Annotated in this window: 22 protein-coding genes and 5 pseudogenes; 17 read left to right on the top strand and 10 right to left on the bottom strand. The window is 33.6% G+C overall.

Annotation, left to right across the window (positions count from 1 at the left end):
- Positions 1-42: 42 nt before the first annotated feature.
- Positions 43-495 carry a YoqH family protein gene (locus tag ACQVGS_RS12640; RefSeq protein ID WP_024121513.1) on the top strand — a complete coding sequence of 151 codons (453 nt, stop codon included), beginning with the start codon at positions 43-45 and terminating at the stop codon, positions 493-495.
- Between the two features lie 52 nt (positions 496-547).
- Positions 548-649: pseudogene (locus ACQVGS_RS12635) on the top strand (hypothetical protein); the annotation flags it as partial.
- A gap of 32 nt (positions 650-681) precedes the next feature.
- Here ACQVGS_RS12635 and ACQVGS_RS12630 read toward each other — a convergent pair.
- Positions 682-912 (bottom strand): membrane protein, encoded by a 231-nt coding sequence (locus ACQVGS_RS12630; protein ID WP_024121514.1) that lies wholly within the window; start codon positions 910-912, stop codon positions 682-684.
- A 342-nt stretch (positions 913-1,254) separates the two neighbouring features.
- Positions 1,255-2,133, bottom strand: coding sequence for a DMT family transporter (locus tag ACQVGS_RS12625; protein WP_024121515.1), 879 nt, complete (start codon positions 2,131-2,133; stop codon positions 1,255-1,257).
- Between the two features lie 101 nt (positions 2,134-2,234).
- Between ACQVGS_RS12625 and ACQVGS_RS12620 the strand changes: the two genes are divergently transcribed.
- Positions 2,235-3,107, top strand: coding sequence for a LysR family transcriptional regulator (locus ACQVGS_RS12620; protein WP_101861263.1), 873 nt, complete (start codon positions 2,235-2,237; stop codon positions 3,105-3,107).
- A 205-nt stretch (positions 3,108-3,312) separates the two neighbouring features.
- Positions 3,313-3,650, top strand: a pseudogene (locus tag ACQVGS_RS12615) (SLOG family protein); the annotation flags it as partial.
- Between the two features lie 344 nt (positions 3,651-3,994).
- Here the strand turns inward: ACQVGS_RS12615 and ACQVGS_RS12610 are convergent.
- Positions 3,995-4,276 (bottom strand): LCI fold-containing protein, encoded by a 282-nt coding sequence (locus ACQVGS_RS12610; protein WP_101861264.1) that lies wholly within the window; start codon positions 4,274-4,276, stop codon positions 3,995-3,997.
- A 198-nt stretch (positions 4,277-4,474) separates the two neighbouring features.
- On the opposite strand from ACQVGS_RS12610, the gene ACQVGS_RS12605 reads away from it, so the two are divergent.
- Positions 4,475-4,696, top strand: a complete 222-nt coding sequence (locus ACQVGS_RS12605) for a hypothetical protein (RefSeq protein ID WP_081638308.1) — start codon at positions 4,475-4,477, stop codon at positions 4,694-4,696.
- A gap of 39 nt (positions 4,697-4,735) precedes the next feature.
- Here ACQVGS_RS12605 and ACQVGS_RS12600 read toward each other — a convergent pair whose 3' ends face one another.
- Positions 4,736-4,996 carry a hypothetical protein gene (locus ACQVGS_RS12600; protein WP_101861265.1) on the bottom strand — a complete coding sequence of 87 codons (261 nt, stop codon included), beginning with the start codon at positions 4,994-4,996 and terminating at the stop codon, positions 4,736-4,738.
- 120 nt (positions 4,997-5,116) lie between these two features.
- Here ACQVGS_RS12600 and ACQVGS_RS12595 point away from each other — a divergent pair.
- Positions 5,117-5,637 (top strand): annotated as a pseudogene (locus tag ACQVGS_RS12595) (hypothetical protein).
- An 89-nt stretch (positions 5,638-5,726) separates the two neighbouring features.
- On the opposite strand, the gene ACQVGS_RS12590 reads toward ACQVGS_RS12595, so the two are convergent.
- Positions 5,727-5,870 carry a hypothetical protein gene (locus tag ACQVGS_RS12590; RefSeq protein ID WP_180948931.1) on the bottom strand — a complete coding sequence of 48 codons (144 nt, stop codon included), beginning with the start codon at positions 5,868-5,870 and terminating at the stop codon, positions 5,727-5,729.
- Between the two features lie 128 nt (positions 5,871-5,998).
- On the opposite strand from ACQVGS_RS12590, the gene ACQVGS_RS12585 reads away from it, so the two are divergent.
- The gene (locus ACQVGS_RS12585) at positions 5,999-6,214 is read left to right on the top strand and encodes a hypothetical protein (protein WP_024121522.1); all 216 of its coding nucleotides are present in this window, start codon (positions 5,999-6,001) and stop codon (positions 6,212-6,214) included.
- On the opposite strand, the pseudogene ACQVGS_RS12580 reads toward ACQVGS_RS12585, so the two are convergent.
- The 3 genes and pseudogenes from ACQVGS_RS12580 to ACQVGS_RS12570 all read right to left on the bottom strand — a co-directional run.
- Positions 6,203-6,448 (bottom strand): annotated as a pseudogene (locus ACQVGS_RS12580) (contact-dependent growth inhibition system immunity protein); the annotation flags it as partial. The gene ACQVGS_RS12585 and the pseudogene ACQVGS_RS12580 sit on opposite strands and share 12 nt — an antisense overlap.
- A gap of 16 nt (positions 6,449-6,464) precedes the next feature.
- Positions 6,465-6,761, bottom strand: coding sequence for an RNase A-like domain-containing protein (locus tag ACQVGS_RS12575; RefSeq protein ID WP_254518298.1), 297 nt, complete (start codon positions 6,759-6,761; stop codon positions 6,465-6,467).
- A 123-nt stretch (positions 6,762-6,884) separates the two neighbouring features.
- Positions 6,885-7,145 (bottom strand): YjcN family protein, encoded by a 261-nt coding sequence (locus tag ACQVGS_RS12570; protein WP_254518299.1) that lies wholly within the window; start codon positions 7,143-7,145, stop codon positions 6,885-6,887.
- Between the two features lie 327 nt (positions 7,146-7,472).
- Between ACQVGS_RS12570 and ACQVGS_RS12565 the strand changes: the two genes are divergently transcribed.
- Both ACQVGS_RS12565 and satA read left to right on the top strand, forming a co-directional pair.
- Entirely contained in the window at positions 7,473-8,447 is a 975-nt protein-coding gene (locus tag ACQVGS_RS12565) for an amidase domain-containing protein (protein ID WP_254518246.1), read from the top strand.
- A 675-nt stretch (positions 8,448-9,122) separates the two neighbouring features.
- Entirely contained in the window at positions 9,123-9,644 is a 522-nt protein-coding gene (satA, locus tag ACQVGS_RS12560; protein ID WP_024121525.1) for a streptothricin N-acetyltransferase SatA, read from the top strand.
- A 467-nt stretch (positions 9,645-10,111) separates the two neighbouring features.
- Here satA and ACQVGS_RS12555 read toward each other — a convergent pair.
- A pseudogene (locus ACQVGS_RS12555) lies at positions 10,112-10,398 on the bottom strand (thermonuclease family protein); the annotation flags it as partial.
- Positions 10,399-10,502: 104 nt separating this feature from the next.
- On the opposite strand from ACQVGS_RS12555, the gene ACQVGS_RS12550 reads away from it, so the two are divergent.
- The 8 genes from ACQVGS_RS12550 (at position 10,503) to ACQVGS_RS12515 (ending at position 18,071) form a co-directional block, all read left to right on the top strand.
- Entirely contained in the window at positions 10,503-11,633 is a 1,131-nt protein-coding gene (locus ACQVGS_RS12550) for an eIF2A family protein (protein WP_024121526.1), read from the top strand.
- Positions 11,634-11,652: 19 nt separating this feature from the next.
- Positions 11,653-11,907 (top strand): DUF2651 family protein, encoded by a 255-nt coding sequence (locus ACQVGS_RS12545; RefSeq protein WP_491830277.1) that lies wholly within the window; start codon positions 11,653-11,655, stop codon positions 11,905-11,907.
- 259 nt (positions 11,908-12,166) lie between these two features.
- The gene (locus ACQVGS_RS12540) at positions 12,167-12,460 is read left to right on the top strand and encodes a YolD-like family protein (protein ID WP_081720806.1); all 294 of its coding nucleotides are present in this window, start codon (positions 12,167-12,169) and stop codon (positions 12,458-12,460) included.
- Positions 12,453-13,703 carry a Y-family DNA polymerase gene (locus tag ACQVGS_RS12535; RefSeq protein ID WP_254518248.1) on the top strand — a complete coding sequence of 417 codons (1,251 nt, stop codon included), beginning with the start codon at positions 12,453-12,455 and terminating at the stop codon, positions 13,701-13,703. Before ACQVGS_RS12540 ends, ACQVGS_RS12535 begins: the two co-directional genes overlap by 8 nt.
- A 112-nt stretch (positions 13,704-13,815) precedes the next feature.
- On the top strand, positions 13,816-15,054 hold the full coding sequence (locus ACQVGS_RS12530; protein ID WP_254518249.1) for an MFS transporter: 1,239 nt from the start codon (positions 13,816-13,818) through the stop codon (positions 15,052-15,054).
- A gap of 11 nt (positions 15,055-15,065) precedes the next feature.
- The gene (locus ACQVGS_RS12525) at positions 15,066-15,896 is read left to right on the top strand and encodes a class I SAM-dependent methyltransferase (RefSeq protein ID WP_254518250.1); all 831 of its coding nucleotides are present in this window, start codon (positions 15,066-15,068) and stop codon (positions 15,894-15,896) included.
- Between the two features lie 4 nt (positions 15,897-15,900).
- Positions 15,901-17,046, top strand: coding sequence for a HesA/MoeB/ThiF family protein (locus ACQVGS_RS12520; RefSeq protein ID WP_254518251.1), 1,146 nt, complete (start codon positions 15,901-15,903; stop codon positions 17,044-17,046).
- Between the two features lie 173 nt (positions 17,047-17,219).
- Positions 17,220-18,071, top strand: coding sequence for a class I SAM-dependent methyltransferase (locus ACQVGS_RS12515; RefSeq protein ID WP_254518252.1), 852 nt, complete (start codon positions 17,220-17,222; stop codon positions 18,069-18,071).
- Between the two features lie 22 nt (positions 18,072-18,093).
- On the opposite strand, the gene ACQVGS_RS12510 is transcribed toward ACQVGS_RS12515, so the two are convergent.
- On the bottom strand, positions 18,094-18,627 hold the full coding sequence (locus ACQVGS_RS12510; RefSeq protein ID WP_254518253.1) for a GNAT family N-acetyltransferase: 534 nt from the start codon (positions 18,625-18,627) through the stop codon (positions 18,094-18,096).
- Positions 18,628-18,680 lie beyond the last annotated feature (53 nt).

Raw genomic sequence — 18,680 nt, 5'->3', positions numbered from 1 at the left:
AGAAATAAGGAAAATTAACTAAAAAATTGTGAGGAACATTCAATGAAACGATTTATTTTAGTTTTATCCTTATTGAGTATTATTGTTGCCTATCCCATTCAAACAAACGCCAGTCCAATGCCTTGCAGTGTAATACTGGAACCGGTAGATAAAAATTTTAAAAATGCTAAAGGTGTAGCATTAATCTATAAGGTGCAATTGAACCCACCGAGTGCTGCCAGAACCAATATAAGCATTCTTGCTGTCCATCTTCCTGCTCCTTCTTCTTTTGGAACTTACGACAGTTACGAAGGATTTGCTACTAAACCTGGTGAGATTAGTTGGCGGTTTAAACTTTATCCTACTCCTGAGGAAGAGAGCCCTAGTTGGGCGGGAAGATTTGACTTAATTACAGCCGAAATGAAGAATGTTAAAGTTCAAGTACGTCTTTCTAATTCTAGAACTCAACAGTTGGGGCCAAGTGTATTAACGAATAATATTCAATCTTGTGATTAGAAGTTATTTGAGGGCACAACAGTGAAAATAAATTTGGATTGGGTTGAAGTGGATGATTAAATCGATTATTTTGCCTGAAGAGAATACAAAAATAACTGTCGGAAAACCAATAAGCGAAGAATCGATAATGAGCATTGTCGCTGCGGTAATGTATTGGTTCTGGGACTCCACATTCCTTTGTTTAACTTAAATCACGTATTTTACAACGTTCACAACAAGTATAAAGGCCGCTGATCCGAACAACAAATACCCTGACCTTGTTTGTTTATTTGAAAGTGATTCCACTCCCACTAAAACAAAGAGAAGTGCAACTAATACTTGGAGAGAAATCAAGAGGAATTCACTTTGACTATATAGAGAATACACACATAGTATCAAAGCTGCACATGAAATGAAAATTTTTGAAGCTTTAAGCAAAGAACCACTCCTAATGAAGTTTTTATTAAACCTTAACACGTTATATATTATTGGAGAGGCAAAGGGATCAAGATAACGAAGTATTTTAAACAAATTTAAAACAAAAAGAGCATTAAATTACATGCTCTTTTTTTCAATTTCCCCGCATCAGATCCGACCGTCTCATTTGCTCAAGCCGGGTTCCTGATTGAAGCTGTATGAAATAGTTTTAAATTATTTTTTGGATTGATGTATTTGTCGTTTTCGGTTTTATAAAAAACGCTGTATAGAAATCTTTCATTTTCTCTAAAGGCTTTGGAAATTGTTATTACTAAATACCACTCCCGAGAAATGTATATACATTCACACTTTCTGTCGTGAAAATTTAAATGTATTCATAAAGATGCCGCAGCATATCAGCAGTGCGCCGATGATGATGTTTATGGTGATCTGTTCGTGCAATTGCAGCCATCCAAAGAATAGAGCCAATACGGGAACGAACATTAGTGCCATGGATGCTTTTGACGCTTCGATTTGATTGAGTACCCAAAACCATACGACAAATGTAAAGCCGGTGGAAAGCAAACCATTAAACACCAATGACCATATCGCCTGATATGTCCACTCGGCTGAATGCACCGGTTCCAATATAAAGGAGAAAACCAATAACATGACGGCTCCCATCAGAAGATGCCAGGCATTCATATGAATGATATCGATATGCTTGAATTGAAGCTTGCTAAACACATTTGCGATTCCCCAGCTAAGCGCTGCCGCAAGGACGCATAGTTCTCCAAATAAAGCGCTTTGATTGACATGCAGCATTTCTTTTCCAAATATAAATAAAAGTCCGAAGAAGCCGCTTATCAGCCCGATCGTTTTATACACATTCATTTTTTCGTTTAATGTAAAATGGCTGATCACCGTAACAAATATAGGCATCGTATACACCAAAACAGAGGTTTTTCCTGAATCAACAAATTGCATTCCATACGTTAAGATCCCCATATAACCCAGACCCATTAGCAGGCTCATGATGATATAGCTTTTGACATGTGCTTTTCCTATTGAAAGTTTCTTTCTTTGAATGAAGAGAATGAGAAATAAAGGAACCGCCCCGATGAACAGGCGCAAAGCCGAAAACAAAAGCGGGGGGAGGTCATGAATTCCAACTTTCATCGCTACCCAAGTATAGCCCCAAATAAGTGTGACAGATATGATTCCCAGCATGACTTTTACCATTATAAAGCCGCCTTTCTTGTTTATATATTCGTGCTGGTTTCTATCATATGTTACATTTATATATAACTGAAATACATTTTTATTATTGGGGGTATAACCAAATGGTTATGAACATGAACCACCTTCACATATTTGTAAAAGTCGGGGAGAAATTGAATATTACCGAAGCGGCAAAAGAATTGTTCATCTCTCAGCCAGCGGTTAGCAAAGCGATTAAAAATCTGGAAAGCTCGCTGCAGCTGAAATTATTGATCAGAGATAAACATCATGGTTTAATGCTGACTGATGTCGGAAAGGAAATTTTGCTGCTGGCGAGGCAAATGAAGGGGATTGAAAGCAAAATATATCAAGTAGCCAACCGGGAAAACAAGCTGTTAAGCGGGAAGGTGAAAATCGGTTCATTTCCTGCTGTTTCAACAAATATCATGCCGCAGGCGATTGCGGCATTCAGATCAAACTACCCGCTGATCCGCATAGAATTGGTCGAAGGGACCTCTGATCAAATCAAAGGATGGGTCGAGGATCGAACGGTTGATATTGGGGTCGCAGCATCTCCATTTGAACCGTTTGACCATCAACTATTGTGCAAAGACTATATGGTGGCTGTCATCCCACCGCAATATGACGAATTAAAACAGGAAAAGCATGTTGACCTCAAAACATATCAAGATGACCTTATTTTTTGCAAAGGCGGTCATGAAATTGCGATGTCAAACACGTTTCAGCGGCACCACATTGAATTAAAGGAAAACTTAACTGTGCAAAATGCCGAAACCTTGATCAATATGGTCAAAAACAACTTGGGCATAGGCATTATTTCAAACTTTACACTGTCATCTGTCCCGCATCAATTGATCAAAAAAGACATCTTTCCGCGGATCACCCGTGATATTGGCGTTATCGCGCATTCTTTTGATGAAATAACGCCGGCGGTGCAAGAGTTTATCAAGGTGTTGAAAGCAGATGTGATTTAAATCCGTACACAAAAAAACATAAGGCGGTCAATCATAAGAAAAAAGCAACAATTCGAACGTTGCTTTTCCCATCACCTTATTGAAACTTTGTGCCCGTGGATAAATATGATTATGATTGGAAAAGCCTTTTTTAAAATCAAAAAGCTGTTAAGCTGGGTTAATTATAATCCAGCTTTAAAATTGACATAAGAAGGATGAGTCTATGCCAAACATTATTTTCAAAGAACAAGATAAAGTATGGTCTGCAGATCAAAAAATGTGGTATAAACGTATGCTTGATGTAGCAGATGAGATTATTAATATTGAAGAATTAGATAAATATAAAGTTAGTGGAGATGAACCAGGAGAGTTTTCACCAGCTAAGATGCAAAAACGAAATGAATACATGATTGATCACAGTGAAGCAATAGTAGCTGTTTATGATGGAACTAAAAGTGGCACAAGGACTGCTTAAATTATGCCCAAAGAGCTCATTTAGGGCATCAACTATGGAGGCTTCATCCCGATTATAGCTTTGAATTGGATATATCTTATACATCTTAATAACCCAGCGGGAGGTAATAAAGCATTGAATCCTTTTAACTACAGATCTGAACAGAGAGGATATGAGCAAGAATACTATGGGGGTTATTGTAATCAAGTGAGAAACCTTGGTTTAGTACCTATCCCATTTCACAGGTTTCAGGACTTTTTAAGAGAAAGCTACTATTCAACAAGAACAAAGAAGGAAAGAATGAGATTTCTAATAAAGATCACAGAATCACAATAAAAGGATTATTTTATCTAGAGAGGACTGGACAAAATAATCAATAATAATACTCTATCGTAAGTTCATATTTGAATAACATTGAATTTAAAAAGGGAGCTAGAAGCCCCCAATTGCGATCTTATATTCGTACACCTTCATAGTGCCCAATCCAATATCCATCTGAAACTTTCGTAATACCTTTTAAATACCAGCGATATCCGCCGTCTTCAAATGAGTTGGCAAAAATACCTGTACTGCTAGGTAAATCCCAAGTGATAGCTTGAGCTTTATAATCATCACTTGCAACATTAGCTATTCCCTGACTCGGGCTTGGGCTTGTACTTGCAGCGAATGCTGGAGATGCTGAAACAAGTAAACCTACAGATAATGCAATACCTGTTAATGCTTTTTTGTAACTCATGTAAATCCCCCATTCTTATAATTTTTTCTTGCAATTACATTATATGGTTTTGATGGATAGGGAAATAGCGAAATTACTCCCATATATATGGAAATTGTGTGTCGGTTAATGTCGTGATAGATGAGAAGGCAAATGGAGAGATGGATTATAGGATGGAATCATAAAAAATATAGAATAAAAATAAAATAAGTGGAGGTTATATTAGTGATAAAGAGGAATCTTCTTAGAAACCACGTTGATGAGATTATCGGAGAATATTACGCTGCTAAAGGACATTCAGTTCAGAGTATTGATCGCCAAGAAAATGGTCAACTAATTGTTGTTACGCAGCGAGCAGCTAAAGAACAGAAACAAGAAAAAGTCGATATTGCATTTGATTTTGTACATAGAAGACAGCATAAAAAGAAATGCCTTTCTTAAAACAAGAAAAAAGGAGCTAAAAAGCCCCTACCTTTAAATTTAAACAACTTTTGTATAAATAGCCGTATAAAACTGAATTGAGTAATCGAAATAATATCTTGTAAGAGTATAAGTATATCCGTTGTATTCAATAGAAGGCTTGAAGTTTGGTATTGGGCTAAGCTGATATATGGTGTCATAATCATATTCATCACTTTTTACTACCACTTCAGACGAAGAACTTGTTGCCAAGGCAGGAACAGCGGATATTAGCATGCCAAATGTTAAAGCAGAACTCAATAAAATTTTTCGAGGGTTCAATTATATCAACTCCATTAACATTTTATACATTAATTATGAGGTAAATGGAAGTCGCTTCGGAAGTGAATAATGGATCATAAATAGTTAAAATCGTGATTTTAAACAGATAGGAGGAAACGAATGAATCAAGATATTCAGTTTTTAAAAGAGCTTCAAAATGAGTTGAAAACACAAGACAACGATTGTCAAGCTTCACCGCGGTATTGGACAGTCGGTGATTATGAATGGGCTGAAGCTCGGGAGGAAAACGCAGAACGCTATTCTGTATACCTGCCATATATTGCAGAATCATATGTTTTAGATGATTATCTAGAAGAAATAAAAGATGATAGTGAGCTGTCTAAGGAAGCCCTTATAGAGTTGCAAGAAATTGAGGATGACTATGACGATGTCATTGAGTGGATTCAAAAATACATTGATGAAGGAGCAGAACTAATTCCAGAAAGAAAGGTTCACATTATACAACCAGATACAATGTTTTTGACAAAAGCAGAAGCAAAGAGCCACTCAAATTGAATAAGCATCATTATACTTCAGAAGCTCATACGTACGCGATGACATCTTGGAGAGCGCCAAAAGTTGAAAGGTTGCTTAAAATTCTCGAAACGTTTGATTGGAGTTCAATAACGATATCTAAATAAAAGATAGTTTTTAACCAGATAACTCAAGGGTACGCTACCCGCAAAAGATTTAGATTTTACAGGTAGCGAGTAAATTACAGATAGCGTCTTTATAGCCTGAAACGCCGTTTATCTTGAAAGTGATCGGGGTACTTCTTTTTTGGATTAAATGCAAGAAAAATTACAACAGCAATAAAACTATCCAAGCTCTTTTCAAACAACCAATTAAAGAATAAATCAAGTAAATAATTCATAACTATCTCCTCCATTAATTAAAATAAATTTGACATTCAACTTAGTAAGCAACAAAGGTATTTACAATTAACCTATGGAAATTAAGGTGAAAATTTAAATGGGAAATTAAAAAAAGGGGGAAATTTAAATGACGAAAAGCAATCAAAATGTTCACGTACTGGCTGACGAAACACTTGGCGGCATCAAGCGCGAATATGTAGAGGTCAAAAGAAAGGCAAAAATTGGTGAGAAGGTAATTATCGTAGACGCTGATGTTCAAGACGAGGAACCGTATGATAACGGAGATATTTTCAAAGTAGAAAAAAAGTACGGGCTTTCTGAAACGGCTAGGAATAGGTGGTAATCCAATTGTCGGGAAATATATTTCTGCATTACACTTTATAATGTCTTCCTTTTCTTCTTTAGTTTGATCGCTATTTAGAAACTCTTCGCAATACTTTACTGTAAATAGCAAACCTTCTTTACTAATTTCCTCAATAAATTCGTCTAATGCGTGTTCAGGGGATCGGATATCTTGATGAAATGTTGCACCTAAAAAATTTTCTAATTCGTCTAAGAAATCATAACTTTCATCCATGATACTTCCTCTCTTTCTATTTGGTTGGATATCCTGTAAGAATAAAGTTACCGTTGTTATCTTTTTTGAGTATAATTTTTGCGTTTGTAACGTTTTCTACTAGTTCTGAATTTCTTGATACACTTCTACCGATTATTTCTCCATCGCCCTTGTATCTTAACATTAATTTAGGTTTTTTAGGATCATCAATCCAATTTTCGATTTTCTTTATATTTTTTGGATCGTTTAAAACTGAATTAGCAATTCTCTCAGCGGTAGCCCTGTCTTTGAAAGTAGATGAAGCTGTAATATGTGGGTTAGGATCAGTACTCAGTCTTTCTATTAATTCTTCGTCGGTCCTTCCAACGTGTCTTTCAATAAAATAAAAGAAAAAGCAAAACTTGAATCATTATTGAAGTGGCAAAAGACCCTCTCATAGAGAGGGTCTTTTAACTAATTAAGGTGCTGTTCCGCAATCAACTTTGTATTCGTCCTCTGTTACTTTCTTTGAATAACAGAGATAAGGAGTTTGACCAGTTTCACTTTTCCAAGCATTAAATAACATCAAAGAATAAAGACTCCCTGATGATTTGTCACTTTCCCTTTTTTGAAGGATTATGAAATAGCTTTGGTATGGGTATCCCATTTTATAGATTTCATGTCTTATGGCTCCTTTTTCTGAAGAAGTATTGAAAAAAACTGGTGAAAGGGGAGGCATTAAAATTAATATGATTAATACTGTTGCTAAAATAGATAGCAATATTTTGGTCCTTTTTCATTTTTTTCTACTATCCTTTTTTGTATTTGATTTTACGTTTTATTATTCATGTATTTTATGCCATATTTCCGTTGGTGTAAATGTAAAAGTTTCCTATATTCTGAAAACATGGATGGTGTTAAGAAAAAAGTTCTGTTGACTTCTTTATTTTGTTGCCTGTTGCCTTTGCTGTTTTTGTCGAATCATGTATTTGCCGCGTCTTCTGAAAATGAAGAAAAAGATAGAACGTATGTATCAAATGACATTGGTATGAAAGAGCTTAATACAATGTTAGAACAACAAAAAAGAGATTTTGAGAACAGTGAGCCTTTTGCTCATAAAGATGTTTCAAAATTAACTGATTCTGATGAAGGTATTTTGTTGTATTATGCTTTCACCACAGTTGACAAACAAAAGCTGCATAAATTTACATATAAAATTAGTGATGTCACTACTTATGAAGAAAACAATAAAACATTTGTAGAGGCCTATATTGTTAGAAACTTTGTTTTTGGTGAAGAAAAAGTAGATACAGGGTTAGGAGACAATATTAAATTAGAGATTTCTAATAATAATGTTTCCAAGAAACAAAGTCTTTCATCAGAAAGCAAAGTGGCACCTAAGACAAAAAAATCTTCTACGCTTCATTATGAGAATGAAGGTGACGATTCGTCAAATATAAAATTGGATGAGTTTTTAAAGAATTACAATCAAGAAGTTGAAGAAAATAAGGAACTGTCAACGCAACAAAAATCTGAAAAAAAGATCAACGGGGCGGAAGTCTCTGCATCTGCTGTAAAAGGATATAATCGTTGGAAAGCCATGGAATACGCTGACAAATATGCTTTTTCTCCAAATGAAAATTATAAATATTATAAAAATGGAGACTGTACTAACTTTGTATCTCAGGCTTTAAGAGCGGGTTCAATGCCTTATTTCAAAGAGTGGAAGCCTTATACAAATGCATGGATTAATGCAGGTTCTTTTAGAAACTATATTTTAGAACCTGGCGGCATAAAAATGAAAACTGTAAAAGACGTTTATACGAATGTTGCGCTTGGTGATGTATATCATTATGATACTAGGAATAAAATAGGTCTTCCTCGTTCTGATGGTTGGATGGAGCACACTGCTATTGTTACTAGCCGAGCTAATAATAAGATTCTTGTGAGTTACCATACTACCAATAGACACAATGTCCCTAGAGAGTATTACACTTCCAAAGAGGGTGGAAAACGTTACGCAAGTAGCATCCGTATGTAATTAAGATTTTTGATTTGATGAAAATTATATAATTTTAGGACGTGGTGGCGCTGTTGGACTTTTCATTTCCAAAATCGCCACCACTTTTTTTGTTTAGTGGCTGCGTGATATATCAAAATATCAAAAATAATCAATTATAAAAATGGAAAAGGGGAAGCTCGAGAAAATGCATATTTTTCATAAAGAAAAAGCCACCATTTACCTTCCATGTCCAAGCTCTTTTTAACAAGTGTTTGGTATAATTATCACAGGTAAAATAAACCGCTTTTAAGGACTTTCTGCCTAATTGAAAGAAATTATATAGTACATGTATGTTGTTAATTCTTTTGCTAATGAGCTGCTGAATTAAATTCTTATGTTTTTGTTTCCACGAATATTTCTTCTCCCTTATGCATCCCTGTTTCAAGTAAAGCTTTTCAGAAGATGCAGTACAAATAATGATCTCGTCTGTGATATATCAGCCACTATAGGTCTGAGAGTTCTCTCACATACTCTCTGGCTTCTTTTATAAAAACTGTTTTCGCAAGGGGTTATTGATTCATCCTATAAATGACATATAATAGAATCTAGGTGTTCTTGAGCGAAAGAGGCAGAATAAATGAAAAAAGTCGAAGTGAAAATAACGATATAATACAAGTTGTACTACAAATCAATTTCGATTGGAGGCAGATTGATGTGATAATTAAAATGACTCAATTTAATATGAAGGATTTTAATAAACCAAACGAAAGTTTCATTGTATCAGGTAGAATTATCCCAACATTTAAAAACAATGTTTGGAAATATACAGAAGAGATATTTTCTGAACCTTATTTCAAGAAATATGAAGATGATGAAATTGATATCAGTTATATTCAAGAAGAGGAGAAAGCTGTATTTTTTTATTACGTTGAAAACAACTGCGTTGGTCGGATTAAGCTTCGTTCTAATTGGAATGGATATGCACTAATTGAAGACATTGCTGTTGCAAAAGATTATAGAAAAAATGGTGTTGGGACGGCATTATTAAATAAAGCTATTGAGTGGGCAAAGGAGTATAACTTTAGTGGTCTTATGCTTGAAACACAAGATATTAATGTTTCAGCTTGTCATTTTTATGCCAAAAATAACTTTGTAATAGGTGCAGTCGATACTATGCTTTATTCAAACTTTCCAACAGCAAATGAAAATGCAATTTTTTGGTACTATAAATTTTAGTTTTAATAGATGCATTTCAATTATTTGAGAGAATTTGATGTATCGCCTTGTTGAAATGATGGACCATCAAACGGCGGTCTTTTTATATTCCCTTCAAGAATTCCACTGTGGTTGTATTTAATTTTTGCGCGCTAAAATAAGCATACTATTCATAAATATAGTCCACATTGCCAAACGCCTCCCTGGACTGGATTATATCGACTCCTAAATAGGGTGGTAAAGAAAGGTACGATCTATATGAAATCAGCGATTCTGAACCTTACATTATTGTTTATAGGGGGAGTATGGGCGATCGAAAAATGATTCTAAAACAGAAGTTGAAAATAAACAAAAAAGTATAAGAGGAACATTGATGTCAATACTTCCTCGTGATATGGCAACTGTTATTGAGAATTGCAATAATTATGTCACCAGAATTAGAAAAAATTAAAATAAAGTTCAGGAGAGCATATGCTAACAGTCTTCTATTTATCTCTTCGATCACCTTTATCAAATTCTAGTTGTAGCTTACCACTGTTACCAATTCCTTGGATCTCTTAGATGCATCTTCCCCATACGGTTGAACACAAGAATCTGCCTTTTTAGTCTCAGGAGTGTCAACTAGTAAGTAGCGAACTGAGTCTACATTTCCGTTGTAGTTAACTTTAATTGTGTATCCATCAATAGCTCTATCTAAAGTAACATCGACCAATTCCTTATCGTCTTTTACCTTAGATTTGTCCGCAGTTTTTTCTTTAGTAGATTCCTTTTCTTCTACGGTAATATTCCACCACAGAAAATGATGATTTAAACAAATCAGAAAAAGCCAAAACAATCGGATTAAAACCGATTGTTTTGTTGCTTCATAAGGAGGAAAAAATGAAAAGACTAAAGGCCCTTTTTATTCTGATGAGTATTCTTATAGTCACATGCTCTTGTGATTTACAACCGACAGGGAATAAGACAGAAAGGAACAACAATAAAACTGGATTAAAAAATATAAGTAAAGCAGATTTTATTGTTGGATTTTCACACACATTAGACAGAGGTTCTGAGTTAGCAATATATAAAGATGATGGATCAGTAGAGGATAGTATCATGATAAAGGACGGAATTAATCTTAGCACATCATCATACAATAAAGATGATACGTTTTTTTCTTCAAACAGAAGCAATAACCATTTTATGATCAATAACAAAACTGGACGTATTAAGAAATTTAATGATAAAAGCTTATCTAAAGCAACCGAAGATGAAGGAGCTTTTTTCATTAACACTTCAGAGAATTATGTGTTACATGATATAAACGTTGGGTACACTGACTCAGGATTACAAGGTGAATTGGTTTATTGGAAAGATGACAAACAAAAGAAAAACCAAATTAAACTTGATGGAGAGATTGTTTCAGCACAAGTCCTAGATAATAAAATTTACGCTATTACGAGTGATGAAGAGAATATGTCCGTCATCTCAATTAATCCAAAAACGAACAAGCAGGAAAAGAAGGCCTCCATTCCAAATAAAACTGTTTATTTCACAGATGATAAAGATGCATTCCAAACTTTTGATGAAAGAACATTTATGTTAGCTATTAATGATAATGTAAATGAAAAAGAAGCTTCAAAAATACTATTGATTGATAAGGAGACATTAAAAACAAAAAAAGAAGTTGTAATGGAGAATGGATTCATCCCAACAAAATTAAAGAGAATAAATGATGAGATCGTTGCTGTCTCATACAATGGAAAAGTTAGCTTTTTTGATGAAAATCTAAATAAGAAAAAATCTTTCAAATACTATGCAGGCAATAGTGAAATGTTATTAAATGATATTAAATTTGATGATAGTAACATGTACGTCCTTATCAAAGGGTTTGACATGCAAAAAGAAAATATCTTAGGGGAAATAACCTCCTATGACTTAAAATCAGGGAAAAAGGTTAACACAACACCATTAAAAGCGAAAAAAGAATGGGAAATTGCACGTTTTGAATTATTGCATAATGAATAAGATTAGGAGGATATCTCATTTGGGTGGTCCTGCATTTTTAATACTACTTGTACTGCCGGCTGTATCATTTATCTTAGGGATAATTGGATACTTTATTTTCAAAAGAGTATGGGTAACAACCTTGATTATATTCGTACTCTCTTTAGTTTTTATGCTAATTGAAATTGAAATAGGATTAGAGCCAACTTTTTTAATCTGGGTGTCTATCATGACAGTTGTATGTTTTATATCTGGAATTCTAACTAAATCCATTGCAACTTTGATTAGAGGATAATAGTAGAAGCGAAGCGTTGCGATAACTTTGACAGCATTTTTTCGTACATTTCTTTCAATAAAACCCTAAGTAATATGGGAACTTGATTTGCTCCTAATTAACCTCCTTATATAAGGGGGTTTTATTTATTACCAACATTTACATCGAACTTTTGTTCTCGTTATATTGAATAAAGAACATTTGTTCTGTTAATATTAGATCAATAAAGGAGTGAGTCGATATACTTAGAGATCGAGGGACAATCAAATGGACATCAATGATGCTTCCAGAACATTTAACACAGCTTAAACAAGACTTACTTGATGTATCAAAAATTGAAAAGCCGTCCTTAGACGCTCAACAAATTGAAGAGATGGATATTATCGTCTCTGAAGCGCTAGAATTTAATAAAGAGCTGGTATTGAAGCTTTTTAACAATGGATTCGTTGAAAATGTCACCGGCAGAGTCCATTACATTAATTTTGAACAACAAAAGCTTCACGTTAAAGACCAGAACGACAATACAGTCTATATCAACATGAATAACATCATAGGAGTTACATACAATGATTGATTACTCACAATTTCCACGTAAGAATATACTTTGTGTCGATATGAAATCCTTTTATGCTTCTGTATCGGCTGTAACAATGGGGCTTAACCCTTTAACATGTTATCTTGCTGTTGTAGGGAATACGGAGAGACAGGGAAGTGTAGTATTAGCTGCATCTCCTGCACTTAAAAAAGATTTTGGAATCAAAACAGGATCGAGACTTTTTGAGATACCTGAAGATCCAAGGATACACATTGTAAATCCACAAATGAAGCTTTTCATCAGAGTTTCAACTGAAATTACAAAGCTGTTTTACAGATTTGTTCCTGAGAAATGTGTCCATACGTATTCAATTGATGAATCTTTTTTAGATGCAGGAAAAGAAGATCCTGAAGAAATGGCCAAAGCAATCCAAAGCAGCATGTGGAGAGAATTTGGTTTGATGTGCACAGTAGGCATTGGAGATAATATGTTGCTCAGTAAGCTTGCACTTGACCTAGAGAGTAAGAAAACGAAAAGTGGTATTGCACGTTGGAGATATGAAGATGTACCAAATAAACTCTGGAAGGTTCACCCGTTGTCTAAAATGTGGGGAATAGGAGGGAGGATGGAAAGAAATCTGAATCGGATGGGAATATCGACTGTAGGTCAGTTAGCTAAATTTCCTTTAGAGCTGCTTGAAAAGAAGTTCGGAATAATGGGAAACCAGTTGTACTACCATGCACATGGAATCGATTTATCAGAAATAGGTGCACCGATAATGCAAGGTCAGATTAGTTTTGGTAAGAGTCAGATCTTACTGAGGGATTACACAAGGAGAGAAGAAATTAAGGCTGTTCTTCTGGAGATTTGTGAGGAAGTCGCAAGAAGGGCACGTACACACAACAAAGTTGGTCGGACAATCAGCCTAGGAATTGGATACAGTAAAGATGAGCTTGGCGGTGGTTTTCATCGATCCAAAACAATTGATCTACCCACGAATATCACGATGGACATTTATGAATGTTGCTTGATGCTCTTTAATAAGTTTTACTCGGGGAAGACGGTGCGAAGTATCTCAGTTACGTTATCGAATATTGAGGATGATGTTAATCAGCAGTTAAGTTTATTTGAAGTAGATAATGAAAAGAGAAGGAGACTCGGGTTTGTGATGGATGGAATTAGAAGCAAATACGGATCGAAAGCGATTCTAAGAGCAGTTTCTTATACACCTGCAGGGACAGCACTTCACAGAGCTGGGCTAACAGGAGGGCACAATTCATAGCAAAAAAGAGATATCAGACTCATTAAGTTTAGATATTATAAAAAATTCTAAAAAATCAATTAATTGGTATTGAAAAAGAAAGAAGAAATGTTATAATTATGAAAAAGGGGGTGTGGTATTCTACATAAATATGAAAAATAATTTTCTTAAATTTATTTTATCTTTTAGCTTTTCAACTTTATCCGATACTCTGTATATAGTAGTTGCAACAACTTATATTTATTTCTTAACAGATTCGTTAACACTTGCCTCTTTGCCTGTCGTACTTGCAATGATAGCCTTTAGTGGAGGCAGCTTTTTTGTTGGATGGGTTTTGTCTTTAACATCAAATTTAAAAAAACTATATTTAATAAGCAGTATTATAAAGCTAGTTCTTCTCTTAATGTTTTTTATAGTTCTATATATAAATAACTTAAGTTTATACTTCTTGGTAATTACATTAATTCCATTCACTAGTGGCATCAATCAATCCTTAAATTATTCAATTATCCCGATTGTTGAAGATGATAATGTTAAAGGTAATAGTACTTTAACTATTACAAGGAATCTTATCAATCTAATTGCATGGTCTAGTGGTGGTATGTTAGTTTCCCTACTTAATTATAACTACGTAACAATCATATCTATAATTCTTCTATTACTCTCTATTATAATATTTAGCACCCTTGATAAAAATAAATTATACCTTGCCAATTATCAACAAACAAAGCAAAAGAAAAATTCAAAAAGTATACTAAAGCTAATTTTGAAAAATAAAAAGTTGAAGATGCTTTTTATTTCTGAAGTTTTTTTTCTTTTAGGAGGGGGAATTTGGACAAGCTCTTTCATACTTGCATATGTAATCAATGTTTTACATCGAAATGAGGTTTGGTGGGGTTATTTAACAGCTACGTTTTTATGCGGATCAATCATTGGCGGATTAGTTGTATTAAGGTTAAATAACTTCTTGAAAAAAAGGTTGCTTTTTTCCTTATTAATAGCTTCTATATTCTATTCAGTTGTGGTTTTAGGCTATATTTTGAATTCTAGCTTTTTTATTGCTGCACTTCTGTTTCTTCTGTTTGGTGTACCAACCAATTTAAAAGAAGTGGCACAAGTTACTATTATACAAAATAATGCTGGGAATACTGAGAATAAGGTAAAATTATTTTCTTTGTATAATGTAATGGATAGTGTTATACATGCCGGATCCATTGTAATACTGGGAAGAATTGCTGATTTGTATGGTATAGTTTCATCGTTTGGACTTTCATTTGTTTTATGTTCAGTAGGTTTGTTGATTATGTTAATTTACTTTCCGAAAATTAATTTAGATGACCACGAAAAATCAACTACAAATTATACAATTTAGGAGTGATTTAATTGAGAAGTAGAACAAGTGAAATCATAAAATCATCATATCCAACTGTGAATGATATTAATGAAATGTCGTATGTCGAGTTTTTAGCATTTTTAAACCAACCTAATATTCCACCAGGCGGCTTTCCTTCTATTAAAAAAGCAGTTGAACAATGTAATTTTGAACCAGGTTCACTCCTTCTAGATGCTGGTTGCAATACTGGTTTTGTTACACACGAATTGGCTCGTTTAACAGGGAGCAAAGTGATTGGTTTAGATATTAGTCATGAAATGATCAGCACTGCTAAAGAATATGCAAAGTTAAAAGATATCTCCTACCCAGGACTCACGACTTTTATGCAAGGTGATGCTACGAATTTAGTTTTCCCTGATGATTTATTTGATGGAGTTTTATGTGGAGGATCAACTGCTTTTATGGAAAATCCTAAACAAGCAATTAAAGAATATGCTCGAGTAGTTAGACCATGGGGATACATAGTTGAAATAGAATTTTATTATAAAGAAAAACCGCAGCCAGAGCTTTTAAACAGGGTTAACAGTACCCTAGGTACAAATATGAAGGCCTTCAGCAAAGCAGATTGGATTCAAGCGTTTGAAGATCAGGATAACCTTCAACAAGTATATTTCTATGATGGTGAGTTACAACATGCCGACGAATCAACAATTGAACAATATGTAGAACAAGAAGTAGAGAGTTTTGAAATACCACAAGAATTAAAGGGTGTGGTTAAAGATAAGTGGCTTGAGTTATATCAGGTACTATTTGAAAATCGGAAACTTTTAAATTATTGTATTTTGATATATAGAAAAGTTACTAAAGGTGCTTGGTGGTAATAATATGACAAATTGCGAAAAACCTGTAATTGATTACAAGAAAATATATATTCTTAAAGAGAGTACCATGATAACTAAAATTACTGAGAACTCTTTATGTATTTGCAATAGAGGAAGTGAGGAAGTTGAAATTGAAGGAGATCCAGATTTAATATTAGACTTTTTTGATTTCTTAAAAAAATCAATACCGCTTAATATTATTTGTGCATTTATGAATCGAGATCATAATATAGATCAAGAGGATTGCCTAGAGGTTGCGAAAATCTTATATGAAAATAGTTTGCTTGAAAAAAAAGAAATTTCGGAAGAAAATTACCAACATAAAAAAATAAAAAAACGATACAGTAGACAACAAAGCTATTTTTCATTGTTTAATAATGATTATGATCAAAGTTTTATACAAATGAAGAATTTAATGAAAGCTCATGTAACACTAATCGGAATGGGAGGGATTGGATCTCCAGTTGCAGATTTACTAGTTAGAGCGGGTATTAAAAATATACGTTGTGTAGATGGAGATATTGTCGAGTTAAGTAATTTAAACAGACAAACTCTCTATAGTGAAAAAGACATCGGTAGATTAAAGGTTGAGGTCGCAAAGGAAAGACTCCAATCAATTGATAATGAAGTAAAAGTTGAATGTGTAAACGAAACAATTCATTCGGTAGAGCAAGCAAAACAAGTAATTAATAATTCTGATTTTGTTGTTGTGTCTGCTGACAGTCCTGTAGGTAAACTGCCTATGTGGATTAATGAAGCATGTGTATCAGAAAATGTCCCTGTTATCTTTACTGGTTACTCAGGCGATATCGGCGTAGTTGGACCATTGATTATTCCAAGAAAAACTCTATGCTTAAATTGTGATGAGCACTTTAGCACAAGAGTTGACTCCTCAATTTCAAACAACGTTAGAGAAAAAGTAAATTACTTTGATAATAAAATAACTCCTCCATCAATTGGTCCCATTTGTTTCTTAGTCTCTTCAATTGTTGCTCATGAAATAATTAAAGCGCTTGCGCAATTAACTATAACACCTATCACTATTAATAAAGTTTTAAATATCGATACTCGTAGCCTTAAGATTGATTTCCATGAGATTGAAAATGCTAAAAATCAGTGTACTTGTTACAAAATAACTGCAAATAATTAACTTGAAAGGGGGTGAATGTTAATGAAAGTTAAAAAAATTAAAAAGAAGAAACCTATTAAAATTGGATTTGATGGTCCCGTAATGAATTAATTCTAAGGGCGAGTCTTTATAAGGCTCGCTCTCATTATTATTTAAAAGGATGTATAAAAACAACATTTTAGGAAGTGGTTAATATGTCAATTGAAATTGAAGATATTAATTATTTATATAATATATTATATGAAATAATGCCACGGAGAACATCTAATGAAGTTTTGTCTATGGATTATTTAACTTTCTCAGCGTACATTGGTGATCCTAACGTAGCGCCCGGAGGATGGAATACTATAAAAAAATTAGTCGATAATTCAAACATTAATTCTAAATCAAATATTTTAGATATAGGTTCAAATACTGGACATTCAAGTTTTTTGTTGAAAATGCTCACAGATGCAAAAGTGACAGGGATTGATATCAGAAATGATCTTGTTGAAATAAGCAAGAAAATCTGTGATTATGTGGATCTAAATGTGGATTTTATTTGTGGTGATATTAAGGATATGCCATTTGAAAATAAAGAATTTACTCATATAATAACTACTGGTACATTGGCATTTTTATCGAACGGGCATCAAAAGGCATTAGAAGAAATGCATAGAGTACTGGTCAATAATGGGGTGGTTATTGACACATGTTTATATTATAAAATTAAACCGCCTGAGGATGTTATTAAGAGAGCATCTCAAAAACTTGAATCTGAACTATTGAATTATGACTTAAATCAATACAAAGAATTATATGAAAGATGCGGATTCAAATTATTTAATCAGGTTTCAATGTCAGAAGACTATAGTGATGTAGATATTAACAAAGTTATTGACCACATACTTTACAGGGAAGAAATATTATGCAGAGAAGAAAATATGCCAATTGGGGAAGATTATAAACTAGCCTTGAAAAACAGATTAACAGAAACGTTAACAGTATTTAAAGAAAATGAAAATTATTTATCTGGAGAAATACTATTTTTCCAAAAAAATGACTAAGCGAGCTGTTTGCTCGCTTGATTTATGTTGTTTTTATCATACTAAATACAACTAAATCTTGTGACTTTCCGTTTAAATATTCTGAATTCCGAAGTACTCCTTCTTTTACAAAGCCTAGCGCAATAGGTATTTGAATACTTTTTGTGTTTTCTGGATTACACCTTATTTCTATTCTGTTCAATTTTAATTTGCTAAAAGCGTAGTCAATTAAAAATTCAAGGCAGTTGGTAACTATTCCCTTGCCCTGGCTTTGTTCTTCTATCCAATACCCTATACTTGTTTTCCTATTGTCAAAATCAATTTCATGTAAACTTATCATCCCAACAATTTTCTCATTGTATAAAATTCCTAAGTTCAAACTTTCTTTCTCAATATATTCCTTTGCCCAAGATCTAATAATGCCATCATAAACAGTTTTCTTTTGAACAGAATCTACCCATGGTAGCCATTTCTTCAAATAGCTTCTGTTATTATCAACTAATCTAAATAAAGTATCTCTATCATCTAAATCTAACAACTTTAATTTTACTTTATTATTAACGTTAACAGTAAACATCTTATCACCTCTGATCAAGTGTTGAATTACATAGGGAAAGTTCATATAAATTT

This window comes from Bacillus sp. SD127, from assembly GCF_058566445.1.
The sequence above is the reverse complement of the archived record's forward strand: the minus strand, read 5'-3'. Positions and strand labels throughout refer to the sequence as shown.